Genomic DNA, 13,016 nt, shown 5'->3' with positions numbered 1-13,016 from the left:
GTTGTTGGAACTACCGTTCTGCAACGTTTCCCCTATTAGAATTTTGCCGAGCAGCGCTATGAGATCAGGATGATCCTGGCCTCGGCCAGGAGCCTTCATGTCTCAACCTCGCGCCCGGATTGCCTCTCAACTGGGGCTTGCCCTCGCCGTGATACTGGCTGTCGTCATCAGCGGCAGCACGGTATTCGCGTTGCGTTCGCTGGACTCCGCCAACCTCGACACCCGCGAGGAGCACCTGGCCAGCGAGGCCCGCTTGCTGGCCGACCAGCTCAATACCTTCCACAGCACCTTGCGCGAAAGTACCCAGCGTTTGAGCGGGCTGTTTGAAAAGCGCTTCAGCGCCGGCTTGAGTACGCGCCCTGAGCAACCGGTGACGGTGGCGGGCGTGCAGACGCCGGGCCTGTACCTGGGCGAGGAAGTGCTCAACAACAACTTCGCTGAAGTCGATGAGTTCAAGCAGATGTCCGGCGGCGTGGCGACCTTGTTCGTACGCAGCGGCGAGGACTTTATCCGCGTCAGCACCTCCCTGACCAAGCAGGATGGCAGCCGCGCCATCGGTACGGCGCTGGATCACCAGCATCCGGCCTATCAACGCTTGCTGGGCGGGCAGGGCTACGTTGGCCGTGCGGTATTGTTCGATCGCTCCTACATGACCCAGTACAGCCCGGTGCGGGACGCCAGCGGCAAAGTGATTGCGGTGCTGTTTGTCGGCTTCGACTACACCGATGCGCAGAACGCCCAGTTCGACAACCTCAAGCGTTTCCGCATCGGCCAGACCGGTTCCCTGGCGCTGCTGGACGAACAGAAGCACTGGCTGGTACCGCCCGCTGGCGTGCAGGCGCTGGATCAGTCGATTCCGGTGATGCTCGACCTGGCCGCCAAACCTGGAAAAGGCCGTTTCTGGAGCGACAAGAACGAAGATTTCTACAGCGTTGCCGTGCCGTTTGAAGGCGGCCCGTGGTCGGTGGTGGCGAGCATGCCGAAAGCCGAAATTCGCGCGGTGACCTGGTCGGTGGGGATTCGCCTGGCGATCGGCAGCTTGCTCGCGATGCTGCTGGCGGTGGGCGCGGCGGTCTGGTTGCTGCGCAGCAAGTTGCAGCCGTTGGGCGACCTGGTGCGTCAGGCCGAAGCCCTGGGCGCCGGTGATTTGAGCGCACGGCTGAACGTTTCCAGCCATGACGAAATCGGCCAGTTGGCCCGCAGTTTCAACCAGATGGGCGAAGCGCTGTCGACCATGGTGTCGCATATCCGCAAGGCGGCTGAAGACGTGAACAGCCGCGCCCAGGCACTGTCGGGGTTGTCCGGCGGTGCGTACGAAGGCATGGAGCAACAGTCCGGCGAGATCACCAGCATGGCCGGCGCCGTGGAAGAGTTCAGCGCCACCTCGCTGAACATTGCCGACAACATGGGCAACACCGAGCGCCTGGCCCAGGACAACGCCCAGCAAACCAGGATCGGCCGCACCTCGATGCAAGAAGCGTCGTCGTCCCTGGAACACATCGCCACCGCGCTGAACAGCACGGCCACGGTGATCAACACTTTGGGCCAGCGCTCCCAGGAAATCGGCGGGATCGTCGGGGTGATCACCGCGATTGCCGAACAGACCAACCTGCTGGCGCTCAACGCCGCCATCGAAGCGGCGCGGGCCGGTGAGCAGGGGCGCGGGTTTGCGGTGGTGGCCGATGAAGTGCGCAACCTCGCATCGCGCACTCGTCAGGCCACGGATGAGATTTCCGGGATGATCCAGAGTATCCAGCAGGAAACCGGCAACGCCATCAGCACCATGGAACAAGGCAACGTGCTGATGCAGGAAGGCCTGGCTCGCAACGCTGACGTCGCCTCTGCGCTGGCGCGGATCGACGAGCAAAGCCGCTCGGCGGGCCAGCAGTTTGCGGCCATTACCACGGCGACCCAGGAGCAGAGCAGCACGGCGACCCTGCTGAGCAGCAACTTGCAGAGCATCGCCCTGGCCAACAGCGAGCAGCGTGAAGTGGTGTCCAACCTTGCGATCACCGCCAAGGAACTGGAGACCCTGGCGGCGGGCTTGCGGCATGAGGTTGACCGGTTTCGTTGATTGACTGTTCGGGCCTCATCGCGGGCAAGCCCGCTCCCACAGTTGACCGTGTTGTTCTGGAGTACGCGGTCCACTGTGGGAGCCGGGCTTGCCCGCGATGACGGCCTACCCGACGCGTCAAACGTCGGATCGGTCGCCCAGCCCCGGGTCCACACGCTTGCCAATGTCCTTGAGTCGCGCCAGTTGATCAACCATCCCTGGCGCTTCATCCAGGCTGCTGACAAAGGTCCACAGGTAAGTCATCACCGCATACACATGGCCGGCCTTGACCGCCGGCGACAGCGCCAACTGGCTGATGGCGACCACAAACAACAGCGCCGCCAGCGTGCCGATAAACAGGAACGCTGCGGCCTCGCGGTCCGACAGCCAGATGCGCAGGCGTGACAGCACCTGGTAGTGGCGCTGCAAGGTCTGTGCGCCGACCTTTTCCACCAGGCCGATTTCCTTTTCCAGGCGGTCATTCAAGCGCTCATGCAGTTCCTGATTGCGCCGGGCAAAGCGTGGCAGCAGGGTTGTGCACAGCACCAGCGCCGTCAGGCACGCCAGGCCTATCCACGGCTCGATCACCAACAGCATCACTGCCGCACCGACGATGGAAACCAGCGCCGTCGCGATGATCGGCACGTGTTTTTCGAAGAAGTCGACAAAGTCCCGCGCCAGCACCACCCGCGCCGCCGCCCGGGAAGTGCTGTGGTTTTGCAGACGCTGGTTGAGAATCACCGGCACCGCCAGGTCCGCGTAGATACGGGTGAAGGTGCGCGTATCCAGCGCCCGTCGCGCCGCCCCGACCACCCAGAACGCCAGCACCACGGCGGCGTAGAACAGCGCGCTGCCGGCATCGCCGCGGATGATCGAGTCCACCGCGAACCCCGCAAACAGTGGGTAGGCCAGCAGCAATGCGTTCTCCAGGGCCACCAGCGACAAGGTGCAGAACAACTTGCCGGGATAGGCCTTGGCGATCGCCTTGAGGGTTTGGCTGGCGGATTGTTGCCCGATCTTTTTGCTTTCTTCGATCAGGATCTGGGGTGTTACGGATGACATGGGGTGCACCGAGAGTGAGATAAACGCTATTATTGAGCGACTGCTCAAGTATCCTTGAGCGACTGCTCAAAAAGCAAGCGCCGTCGATCTGCCGGTGCCTGAAGGAAAAGCCTCATGTCGCGTATCGACCGTAAAGACCAGATCATCGCCGCCGCCCTGGAGCTATTTCGCAGCAAAGGGTTTGCCGATGTTTCCACCCGCGACCTGGCGGAGCATGCCGGGCTGTCCCGCAGCCACGTCTATCACTACTTCAGCGACTGGAAAGAACTGCGCCGCGAAGCGTTCGTGCGGTTCGCCAACGAGCAACTGGACGAGGTGAGGGCGCCGCTGGTGGATCTGCCACCATTGGAAGCCCTCGAAGGGTTCCTGCGTGACTGCCTGCCCTCCACGGCAGACGCCGGTTGGGCGCTGTGGCTGGATGCCTGGGACGAAGCCATGCATGACGAGCCATTGGCCCAGGCCTACCTGGTGATCAACGCCCAATGGCAAGCCATGCTCGCCGAGATCATCGAGCAAGGTGTGGCGGCCAAAGTGTTCCGCTGTGAGTCGCCCAAGCGCGCTGCGCGACAACTCTTTGCCGTAGCGATGGGCTATGCCGATGACTTGTTGCTCAAACCCTCCGTTGAGTCAGCTGAAGCGGTGATGGATGAGGTGATGGAAGTGGCGGGGCTGCTCCTGGCGTTGCCTAGGACGCGCTAGCAGGGCGGTACTGCAAGGCCTCCGCCAGATGATGGCGGGCGATGGCTTCCACCTGTTCCAGGTCGGCCAGGGTGCGGGCGACCTTGAGCAGGCGATGGGCTGCCCGCAACGACAGCGTCAGCCGTTCGCAGGCGCTTTCCAGCCAGCCTTCATCAGCCTTTTTCAGTTTGCAGTGCTGGCGTAGCCCCGGCAGGTCGAGAAACGCATTGGCGCAGCCCTGGCGCCGTTGTTGGCGGTCCCGGGCATCGGCGACGAGGACGGAGGCGCTGGCGGTATCATCACTGGACTGTATGCCCGGGTTCAGCGCGGTGCTTTCCCGGGCGACGGTCACGTGCAGGTCGATCCGGTCCAGCAGCGGCCCCGAGAGTTTGTTGCGATAGCGCTGGATCTGCTCCGGCGTGCAGCGACAGCGCCCACTGGGCTCGCCCACATAGCCGCAAGGGCAGGGGTTCATCGCCGCCACCAACTGAAAGCGCGCCGGGAAACGCACCCGGTCGCGGGCGCGGGAAATCACAATATGCCCGGACTCCAGCGGCTCACGCAGCACCTCCAGGACCTTGCGATCAAACTCCGGTAACTCGTCGAGAAACAACACACCGTGATGGGCCAGGGTGATTTCCCCCGGCTGCGGTTTCGAGCCACCGCCCACCAGCGCCGGGCCGGATGCCGAATGATGCGGCTGGCGAAATGGCCGGTGTGGCCAATGGCTCAGCGGCGCCAGGCTGACCACCGATTGAATCGCCGCCACCTCCAGTGCTTCCTGTTCACTCAAGGGCGGCAACAACCCCGGCAGACGGCTGGCGAGCAAGGTCTTGCCGGTGCCCGGTGGCCCGCTGAGCAACAGGTTGTGGGCGCCCGCCGCAGCGATCAACAGCGCACGCTTGGCCGCCAGTTGGCCCTGCACTTCACTCAGGTCCGGGTAGGGTTTGTTCAAGTACATCAGGCCACTGGAAACGAAGGGCTCGATCGGCACGTGACCGTTCAGGTGCGCCACCACTTGCAGCAGGTGATCCACGGCAATCACCTTCAACCCCGAAGCCAGGCAGGCTTCCTCGGCATTGGCCCGTGGCACGATCAAGGTGCGCCCGACCTTGCGCGCCGCCAGGGCTGCGGGCAACACACCTTTCACCGGCCGCACCTCACCGGACAGCGCCAGCTCGCCCAGGCATTCCACGTTATCGAGGGTCACCGCCGGTACCTGCACGCTGGCGGCGAGAATCCCCAGGGCAATCGCCAAATCAAAACGCCCGCCGTCCTTGGGGAGGTCGGCGGGTGCGAGATTGAGGGTGATGCGGCGGGACGGGTATTGCAGCGCAGAATTGAGAATGGCGCTGCGCACGCGGTCTTTGCTTTCCTTGACGGCGGTTTCCGGCAGGCCTACCAGCGTCAGCGACGGCAAGCCGTTGGCCATGTGCACCTCGACAGTGACGGCGGGCGCTTCGACGCCTATCTGGGCGCGGCTGTGGACGATGGCGAGGGACATGCTGGTTCCTTGAAATGAGTGGCCGCTTCCTGCGGTTTTTCAAGGGTAGTTGAGTGATGGCGACCCGCGGCGGCGAGGTTTTACAGAACGTATCGCGCTAGCGGTCCGACGGCGGCACACACAGAAACTCTTTCGCCAACGTCAACCACGCCTGCGCCGCAAACGACAATTTGCACTGCCGACGCCACGCCAGCATCAATCTCCAGTTCAGCGCCGGCGACTGTATTTCCGCGATGCTGAACTGGCTCGCATCAAGGGTTTCGCAGAATGCCCGGGGTAGCAGGGTGATGCCCACGCCCAGTCGTACCAGGGAGGCAATAAAGTCCCATTGGCTGCTGCGGCCACTGATCCGCGGCTCAAAACCGGCTTGTGCACAGGCATCAAGTACGAATTGGTTCAGGGTGAAGGTGTCATCGTAAAAGATGAATTCGCAGGCTTGCAGTTCGCTCAACTCCACCGAGCTGCGGCCTTGCCAGGGCGAGTCATGGGGCGCGAGCAGGCACAGTGGCGATTCGAACAAGGGCATGGATTCGAATTCGGACCAGATATCCGCCACGCGCGGCGAGTCCAGGATGGTGCCGAACTCCAGCGTGCCCTGGCGCAGATCCTGGATGGTGATATTGCCGCCGCTTTCGAACAGTTTCAGTTCGATCTTCGGGTAACGGGCGTGATACTCCGCAAAAATCGGCGCCAGTGCGAGGTGGGTGGAGGGCGAAAGCCCCATGCGCAGGGCGCCGCGCCCGACATGCTGCAAGTCTTGCAGCTCTACCGTCATTTCATCGTGCAGCGCGATCATTTCCTTGGCGCGCTTGAGCACAATTTCCCCGGCGTCCGTCAGGGTGAAGCGTTTTCCCATGCGGTCGAGCAGCTTCAGGCCCAGGCTCGACTCCAATTGCTGCACCATCTTGCTGACTGTTGGCTGGGTCAGGTGCAGCTTCACAGCGGCTTTGGTAAAGCTCTGCTGGTCGACGACTTCTACGAAATAACGGAGCGCCCGGATGTCCATCTTGCATTCCAATTTTGCATGGTTTTCATAATATTAATTCATTATATCTTTAAAAAATGGCTGGATAAGATTTGTTACATCTGTTCCCAGCCAGCGCTTCCATGACGCCTTAAGGGCCTTGCCAGACGCTTCCATGGCCAGATTTCTCGCAGTGTATGAATCAAAGGCAACGCTATTTCTGGAGAGCAACTGTGCTTAACAAAACGCGTCATTCTTTTTCCGGTTCTGATGAGATGTCTCAGGGAGCGCGCTTCGTTAAGGAGTTGCTGGCGCAGGCGCAGATCGAGGTCAACGGGCCATCGGCTGCCGATATGCAATTGCACCACAGTGCCACATTTGATCTCGCCCTGGCCAAGGGCAATCTGGGCCTTGGCGAAGACTACATGGATGGCGGCTGGGACGCCGAGGCGCTGGATGAGTTTTTTTTCCGCCTCATGCGCTCCGGCGTGATCGACCAGGCTAACCCGGCCACCTTGTTGTTTCACGCGTTCAGCTCCCGCTGGCTGAACCTGCAAAACAAGAAACGCGCCTGGCAAGTCGGCGAAGCACATTACGACCTCGGCAATGACTTCTACGCACGCATGCTCGACTCGCGCATGACCTACACCTGTGGCTACTGGAAAGATGCCACCACCCTGGAGCAGGCGCAGTTCGCCAAGCTGGACCTGATCTGTAAAAAACTGGGGCTCAAGCCGGGCATGCGCGTGCTGGATATCGGCTGTGGCTGGGGCAGTTTCATGAGTCATGCGGCCGAGCACTACGGGGTCGAGTGTGTCGGCGTGACCATCTCCAAGGAGCAGGCGGAGTGGGGGCGGGCCAAGTATTCACATCTGCCGATCGAGTTTCGTCTGCAGGACTATCGGGATATCGACGAGCAGTTCGACCATATCGCCAGTGTCGGCATGTTCGAGCATGTGGGGCGCAAGAACCATCGGGCGTATATGGAGGTCGCCAACCGCTGCCTGAAAGACGATGGGTTGTTCCTGCTACACACTATCGGCAAGAACCAACGCAACAGCACGCCGGATCCGTGGATCGACAAATACATCTTTCCCAACGGTGATTTGCCCTCGATCGGGCAGATCGGCGACGCCATGGACGGGTTATTTGTTGCCGAGGATTTGCACAACTTTGGCGCCGACTACGACAAGACGCTGATGGCCTGGTGCGAAAACTTCGAACTGGCGTGGCCGGATTTCGCAGACACCTTTGGCCAGCGCTTCTACCGGATGTGGCGCTATTACCTGCTGTCGTGTGCAGGGGCGTTTCGCGCGCGGGATATCCAGCTGTGGCAGTGGGTATTGTCGAAGAAGGGGGTTGTCGGCGGGTATCAGCGGGTGAGCTGAGGGTTGCAACGGTTTAACGGGGACAGGCGAAACCTGCCCCGGTTGGGCCGGCTTATTCGGCGGCAGGCGTCAATCGCGCTTCCAGCTCCGCCACCTTGGCCTCAAGGCTTTCCAGTCGCGCCCGAGTGCGCGCCAACACCACCATCTGGCTATCAAACTCTTCCCGGCTTACCAGGTCCAGCTTGCTGAAACCGCTTTGCAGCAGCGCCTTGAACTGGCTTTCAATTTCATTGCGTGGCAGCGGCGTGTCGCTGCTGAACAGGCGGGAGGCGTGGCCGCTCAGGGCGTCGAGGAGGTCTTTGGGCGCGAGCATGGGAAATAGTCCGGAAAATCTGTTGGCCGGCAGTGTATCACGCAGCGTCTATAGTCTTTTCCAGCCCCTGCGGCGCACGCTTTTCGCGCATGAGGACGGGCGGTCGCGCACCGTTTTCGTGCGTATCTTCGCTGTCGTGGCGCCCGGTAGGTGGGCACAGGCGAACAAAGGACTGATTTCAGTGATTTTTACGGAGCTGGCAAGCTTTCTGCTTAGACGATCATGACCCATGCACTGATGCAGTCGCTGTGACGATGCAGTGCGCCGACGGACCAGCGGTACATGTTTCGTCACCAGTGGTTAGCGAGCGTCGCAATGGCAAATGCCAGGGCGACGAAGCGTTACAAAGCCAGGCACTGCGCTTAGACTTGAGACGGGTTTGTTTTCCTGGGGCAAGTCCACCAATTCGGGAGAGAGTTTTCATGAAGCTAGTCACTGCCATCATCAAGCCGTTCAAGTTGGACGATGTACGCGAGTCACTGTCCGAGATCGGCGTGCAGGGCATTACCGTTACTGAGGTCAAAGGCTTCGGTCGGCAGAAGGGTCACACCGAGCTGTATCGCGGCGCGGAATACGTGGTCGATTTCCTGCCAAAGGTGAAGATTGATGTCGCCATTGACGACAAGGATCTTGACCGGGTTATCGAGGCGATAACCAAGGCCGCCAACACCGGCAAGATCGGTGACGGCAAGATCTTCGTGGTCAATCTGGAACAGGCTATTCGCATCCGTACCGGCGAAACCGATACCGACGCAATCTAAGCCGCCAAACCCCAACGCCCCAGGAGAAAACAATATGACTCTGCGTAAATTCGCAGGGCTAGGAGCCCTGTTGTCCCTCGTAATGCCGGCCCTGGCCATGGCGGCGGACCCAGTACCTGCTCCAGTCCTCAATTCCGGCGACACCGCGTGGATGCTCACGTCCACCGCGCTGGTGCTGTTCATGACCATTCCAGGCCTCGCGCTGTTCTACGGCGGCATGGTTCGCTCCAAAAACATTCTTTCCGTGATGATGCAGTGCTTCGCCATCACCGGCCTGATCACCATCCTGTGGTTCGTGTACGGCTACAGCATGGCGTTCGACACCACCGGTATGGAAGCAGGCGTCGTCAACCTCAACTCGTTTGTGGGTGGCTTGTCCAAACTGTTCCTCTCGGGTGTGACCCCGGCCAGCATCACCGGCCCGGCGGCGTTGTTCCCTGAGGCCGTGTTCGTGACCTTCCAGATGACCTTCGCGATCATCACCCCGGCGCTGATCGTTGGTGCATTCGCCGAGCGGATGAAGTTCTCCGCGATGCTGATCTTCATGGGCGTCTGGTTCACCCTGGTCTACGCACCGATCGCCCACATGGTATGGGGCGGTCCGGGTTCGTTGCTGGGCGACTGGGGCGTGCTCGACTTCGCAGGCGGCACCGTGGTGCACATCAACGCCGGTGTGGCCGGCCTGGTAGCGTGCCTGGTACTCGGCAAGCGTAAAGGCTTCCCAACCACCCCAATGGCCCCGCACAACCTCGGTTACACCCTGGTGGGCGCGGCCATGCTGTGGGTCGGCTGGTTCGGCTTCAACGCCGGCTCCGCTGCTGCGGCCAACGGCACTGCCGGCATGGCGATGCTGGTGACCCAGATCGCTACCGCTGCTGCGGCCCTGGGCTGGATGTTCGCCGAGTGGGTCACCCACGGTAAGCCAAGCGCACTGGGCATCGCCTCGGGTGTGGTTGCGGGCCTGGTGGCAATCACCCCAGCCGCTGGCACCGTGGGCCCGATGGGCGCCCTGGTAATCGGCCTGGCTGCCGGTGTGGTGTGCTTCTTCTGCGCCACTACCCTGAAACGCAAACTGGGCTACGACGACTCCCTGGACGCCTTCGGCGTGCATGGTATCGGCGGTATCCTCGGCGCGATCCTGACCGGCGTGTTCGCGGCACCGGCGATGGGCGGCTTCAACGCCACCACCACTGATATCGCGGCTCAAGTCTGGATCCAGTGCAAAGGCGTCGGCTTCACCGTCATCTACACCGCTATCGTTACGTACATCATCCTCAAGGTGCTGGACGTGGTGATGGGCCTGCGGGTGACCGAAGAAGAAGAGGCGGTTGGCCTCGATCTGGCGCAACACAACGAGCGCGGCTACAACTTGTAAGTACGCGAAAAAAAGATGCCCGGCTTGCCGGGCATTTTTTTGCCTTGGGTTTGTCTGTGGCTAAAGGTGTATGGGTTTTTTTGCGACTTTGTGATGGGATCCGCACTGCACTTTTCAGTGTGCGAATGTCTTACAGGCATGTAGGCGTATTCGGCACTTTGTTTTTTCCCTGAGCGCGCTAGAATGCGCGCCGATAGGCGGAGAACTGTATGTGGCAACAGACCCTGATAACCCTGCGGGCCAAGCCCCGGGGCTTTCATCTGGTGACGGACGAGTTGCTCGCCGGCCTGCCTGAATTGAAGGCCTGTCGGGTGGGACTGTTGCATTTGTGGCTGCAGCACACCTCGGCCTCGTTGACGGTCAACGAGAATGCCGACCCGGCGGTTCGCCGTGACTTCGAGCGTTTTTTCAATGCGCTGGTGCCGCAAGGCACGGCGGGATATGAACACAACGACGAGGGTCCGGATGATCTGCCGGCGCACTTCAAGGCCAGTCTGCTGGGCTGTCAGCTGAGTTTGCCGGTAAGGGCCGGCCGCTTGGCGATGGGGACCTGGCAAGGTGTTTATCTGGGCGAGCACCGTGATCATGGCGGTGCTCGTAAAGTCCTCGCCACCTTGCACGGTGATGGGGCATAAGCCACTGGTTAACCGGTGGATGTTGATTTTTTTCCGGCGGCCGTCGACAGGCGGCGAAGCTGGGCTATAACTAATCTGCTTTTCGCAAGTCATGAGGTAGAACATGAGCGACGATGATCTGGAAAACGACGACCTCGAAGTAGGCGACGACGACGAAACCGAAGAAGGTCTTGAGGCGGCTGCCGAAGACGTGGCTGACGACGACGGTGGCGACGATGCACCGGTCCCGGCAGCCAAGGGCAAGGCCAAGGCTGCAGTGTCGGTTGACGAGTTGCCGAGCGTAGAAGCCAAGAACAAAGAGCGCGATGCGCTGGCCCGGGCGATGGAAGAATTCCTCGCCAAAGGCGGCAAAGTGCAGGAAGTCGAGGCTAACGTGGTGGCAGATCCACCGAAGAAGCCGGATAACAAGTACGGCAGCCGGCCTATCTAAGGCCTGCTGTCTGCTTGCTGAAAAAGCCCGCCGTCGCTGCGGGCTTTTTCATGGGCGCTACAAAAAATGGTCAGGGCCAACACCCATCCAAGGATGAAGAGCGTGTGTGGCGAGGGAGCTTGCTCCCGTTGGGGCGCGAAGCGGCCCCTGGTTGGGTCGACGCGGTCTTTCAGAAAGGCCGTCGTGGCTGGTTCAGGGGCCGCTTCGCAGCCCAGCGGGAGCAAGCTCCCTCGCCACAAAAGCCCGTCATCATCAGGTTATGCGTTCCAGCGGGCTAGCACGTCGGGTAGCTCGGTCAGGCTGCGAATCTCGGCATCCGGCAATTTCTCGGCCTCCCAGGCCTTGCCTGCCGGGTTGAACCACACCGCCCGCAGCCCCGCCTGCTGCGCACCGGCAATGTCATCCCCTGGATGGTCACCCACATGCACTGCCGCGCCCGGCGCTACGCCACCGCGCTGCAAGGCTTCCTGAAACAACCGCGCATCCGGCTTGGCAATACCCATGTCTTCAGCCCGGAGTGCAAAGTGGAAGTAGTCCGCCAACCCCACACGTTGCACATCGGCATTACCGTTGGTAATCACCCCCAGCAGATAGTCGCGGCGCAGTGCTTGAAGCATCGGTTCCGCTTCGGGGAATACGGTGAGTTGATGCCGGGCATGGATGAACGCTTCAAAGCACACATCCGCCATCTGCGCCGCTTCCGGCAGCGGGTACCCGGCTTCCTCGAAGGCGTATTGCAGCACCTTGTGACGCAACACGCTGATGCGATATTTCAGCTCGGGATGACGCTCCAGCACCTGCCGGCGCAGGCTGGCAAACTTCTCCAGGGGCAAGTCGCCCACCTTGGTGGCGTGGGTCGCCAGCCACTCGCGCATCGATGCCTCGGCGCTGATGATGACCGGCACGTTATCCCAGAGCGTATCGTCCAGGTCGAAGGTGATCAGCTTGATGCTCATGAGTCACTGCCCTTAATGCGTTTGGCCCGTGGATGGGCGCTGTCGTACACCGTTGCCAGGTGCTGGAAGTCCAGGTGGGTGTAGATCTGGGTGGTCTTGATGTCGGAGTGGCCCAGCAGTTCTTGCACCGCACGCAGGTCCTGGGAGGACTCCAGCAAGTGGCTGGCAAAGGAGTGCCGGAGCATGTGCGGGTGCAGGTTCTGCCCCAGCTCGCGCTCGCCGGCGGCCTTGACCCGCACTTGTATGGCCCGGGGCCCGAGGCGCCGGCCTTGCTGGCTGATAAACACCGCGTCGTCCGCCGGGTTGGCCAGGGCGCGCAGCGGCAGCCATAGCAGCAAGGCTTCGCGGGCCTTCTTGCCCACCGGTAATACGCGGGTCTTGCTGCCTTTGCCGAGCACCTGCACCAGGCCATCCGCCAGGTCCAGTTGATCGAGGTTAAGCCCGGTCAGCTCCGACAGGCGCAGGCCCGAGGAGTAGAAGAGTTCGAGGATTGCCTGGTCGCGATGGGCCAGGAAGTCGTCCTCCACGGCGCCATCGAGCAATTGCAGGGCGCGATCCGTGTCGAGGGTCTTGGGCAGGCGGCGTTCGCCCTTGGGCGGCGCCAGGCCGTTGGCCGGGTCGTGGTCGCACAGGCCTTCGCGGTTCAGGTAGTGATAGAGGCCGCGTACCGCCGATAGCAGGCGCGCCAGGCTGCGGGAGGATTGGCCTTGCTGGTGCAGGCGGGCGATCAGACTGCGCAGACCCTGGATGTCCAGGGCCTTCCAGCTGCCGATGTGTTGTTTCTCGCAGAACGCCAGGACCTTGTTCAAGTCCCGCCGGTAGGCTTCCAGGGTATGCGGCGACACCTGGCGCTCGCTGCGCAGGTGAGCGCAGTAGGCGTCCAGTTGTCGTTCCATG

At 61.6% G+C, this 13,016-nt stretch carries 13 protein-coding genes; 7 read left to right on the top strand and 6 right to left on the bottom strand.

The features are described 5' to 3' along the window. The first annotated feature begins 97 nt into the window (after window positions 1-97). A complete protein-coding gene (locus HX801_RS16340; protein ID WP_008439409.1) occupies window positions 98-2,074 on the top strand; it encodes a methyl-accepting chemotaxis protein in 1,977 nt (658 codons plus the stop codon). Window positions 2,075-2,191: 117 nt separating this feature from the next. On the opposite strand, the gene HX801_RS16335 is transcribed toward HX801_RS16340, so the two are convergent. Then, window positions 2,192-3,115, bottom strand: a complete 924-nt coding sequence (locus tag HX801_RS16335) for an ABC transporter six-transmembrane domain-containing protein (RefSeq protein ID WP_008439408.1) — start codon at window positions 3,113-3,115, stop codon at window positions 2,192-2,194. 114 nt (window positions 3,116-3,229) lie between these two features. Here HX801_RS16335 and HX801_RS16330 point away from each other — a divergent pair, with 114 nt between their 5' ends. Further along, window positions 3,230-3,814, top strand: a complete 585-nt coding sequence (locus tag HX801_RS16330; RefSeq protein ID WP_003208775.1) for a TetR/AcrR family transcriptional regulator — start codon at window positions 3,230-3,232, stop codon at window positions 3,812-3,814. Here HX801_RS16330 and HX801_RS16325 read toward each other — a convergent pair. Both HX801_RS16325 and HX801_RS16320 read right to left on the bottom strand, forming a co-directional pair. Beyond that, window positions 3,801-5,297: a YifB family Mg chelatase-like AAA ATPase gene (locus HX801_RS16325; protein ID WP_177022380.1), complete on the bottom strand. Its 1,497-nt coding sequence runs from the start codon at window positions 5,295-5,297 to the stop codon at window positions 3,801-3,803. The genes HX801_RS16330 and HX801_RS16325 overlap by 14 nt on opposite strands. Window positions 5,298-5,394: 97 nt before the next feature. Beyond that, on the bottom strand, window positions 5,395-6,303 hold the full coding sequence (locus tag HX801_RS16320) for a LysR family transcriptional regulator (protein ID WP_003208779.1): 909 nt from the start codon (window positions 6,301-6,303) through the stop codon (window positions 5,395-5,397). Between the two features lie 263 nt (window positions 6,304-6,566). Between HX801_RS16320 and cfa the strand changes: the two genes are divergently transcribed. Continuing rightward, entirely contained in the window at window positions 6,567-7,649 is a 1,083-nt protein-coding gene (cfa, locus tag HX801_RS16315; protein ID WP_003208781.1) for a cyclopropane fatty acyl phospholipid synthase, read from the top strand. 52 nt (window positions 7,650-7,701) lie between these two features. On the opposite strand, the gene HX801_RS16310 is transcribed toward cfa, so the two are convergent. Further along, window positions 7,702-7,911, bottom strand: coding sequence for an accessory factor UbiK family protein (locus tag HX801_RS16310; protein WP_371103568.1), 210 nt, complete (start codon window positions 7,909-7,911; stop codon window positions 7,702-7,704). 473 nt (window positions 7,912-8,384) lie between these two features. On the opposite strand from HX801_RS16310, the gene glnK reads away from it, so the two are divergent. The 4 genes from glnK (at window position 8,385) to sutA (ending at window position 11,163) form a co-directional block, all read left to right on the top strand. Further along, the gene (gene glnK, locus HX801_RS16305) at window positions 8,385-8,723 is read left to right on the top strand and encodes a P-II family nitrogen regulator (RefSeq protein WP_002555808.1); all 339 of its coding nucleotides are present in this window, start codon (window positions 8,385-8,387) and stop codon (window positions 8,721-8,723) included. Between the two features lie 34 nt (window positions 8,724-8,757). Continuing rightward, window positions 8,758-10,098, top strand: coding sequence for an ammonium transporter (locus HX801_RS16300; RefSeq protein WP_177020286.1), 1,341 nt, complete (start codon window positions 8,758-8,760; stop codon window positions 10,096-10,098). Window positions 10,099-10,307: 209 nt separating this feature from the next. Beyond that, window positions 10,308-10,733, top strand: coding sequence for a secondary thiamine-phosphate synthase enzyme YjbQ (locus HX801_RS16295; protein WP_003208787.1), 426 nt, complete (start codon window positions 10,308-10,310; stop codon window positions 10,731-10,733). A 103-nt stretch (window positions 10,734-10,836) separates the two neighbouring features. Then, on the top strand, window positions 10,837-11,163 hold the full coding sequence (gene sutA, locus HX801_RS16290; RefSeq protein WP_003208791.1) for a transcriptional regulator SutA: 327 nt from the start codon (window positions 10,837-10,839) through the stop codon (window positions 11,161-11,163). Window positions 11,164-11,420: 257 nt separating this feature from the next. On the opposite strand, the gene HX801_RS16285 is transcribed toward sutA, so the two are convergent. Then, a complete protein-coding gene (locus tag HX801_RS16285; RefSeq protein WP_177022379.1) occupies window positions 11,421-12,119 on the bottom strand; it encodes an HAD family hydrolase in 699 nt (232 codons plus the stop codon). Beyond that, window positions 12,116-13,015, bottom strand: coding sequence for a tyrosine recombinase XerC (gene xerC / locus HX801_RS16280; protein ID WP_008439350.1), 900 nt, complete (start codon window positions 13,013-13,015; stop codon window positions 12,116-12,118). Before xerC ends, HX801_RS16285 begins: the two co-directional genes overlap by 4 nt. Between the last annotated feature and the right edge of the window lies 1 nt (window position 13,016).

The organism is Pseudomonas sp. G1002, from assembly GCF_013385455.1.
Lineage (GTDB): Bacteria > Pseudomonadota > Gammaproteobacteria > Pseudomonadales > Pseudomonadaceae > Aquipseudomonas.
The sequence above is the reverse complement of the archived record's forward strand: the minus strand, read 5'-3'. Positions and strand labels throughout refer to the sequence as shown.

Bases quoted from the DNA above. Each gene is read 5' to 3' on its own strand.
- HX801_RS16340 (WP_008439409.1), top strand. From the start codon at position 98: ATGTCTCAACCTCGCGCCCGGATTGCCTCTCAACTGGGGCTTGCCCTC.
- HX801_RS16335 (WP_008439408.1), bottom strand. From the start codon at position 3,115: ATGTCATCCGTAACACCCCAGATCCTGATCGAAGAAAGCAAAAAGATC.
- HX801_RS16330 (WP_003208775.1), top strand. From the start codon at position 3,230: ATGTCGCGTATCGACCGTAAAGACCAGATCATCGCCGCCGCCCTGGAG.
- HX801_RS16325 (WP_177022380.1), bottom strand. From the start codon at position 5,297: ATGTCCCTCGCCATCGTCCACAGCCGCGCCCAGATAGGCGTCGAAGCG.
- HX801_RS16320 (WP_003208779.1), bottom strand. From the start codon at position 6,303: ATGGACATCCGGGCGCTCCGTTATTTCGTAGAAGTCGTCGACCAGCAG.
- glnK (WP_002555808.1), top strand. From the start codon at position 8,385: ATGAAGCTAGTCACTGCCATCATCAAGCCGTTCAAGTTGGACGATGTA.
- HX801_RS16300 (WP_177020286.1), top strand. From the start codon at position 8,758: ATGACTCTGCGTAAATTCGCAGGGCTAGGAGCCCTGTTGTCCCTCGTA.
- HX801_RS16295 (WP_003208787.1), top strand. From the start codon at position 10,308: ATGTGGCAACAGACCCTGATAACCCTGCGGGCCAAGCCCCGGGGCTTT.
- sutA (WP_003208791.1), top strand. From the start codon at position 10,837: ATGAGCGACGATGATCTGGAAAACGACGACCTCGAAGTAGGCGACGAC.
- HX801_RS16285 (WP_177022379.1), bottom strand. From the start codon at position 12,119: ATGAGCATCAAGCTGATCACCTTCGACCTGGACGATACGCTCTGGGAT.
- xerC (WP_008439350.1), bottom strand. From the start codon at position 13,015: ATGGAACGACAACTGGACGCCTACTGCGCTCACCTGCGCAGCGAGCGC.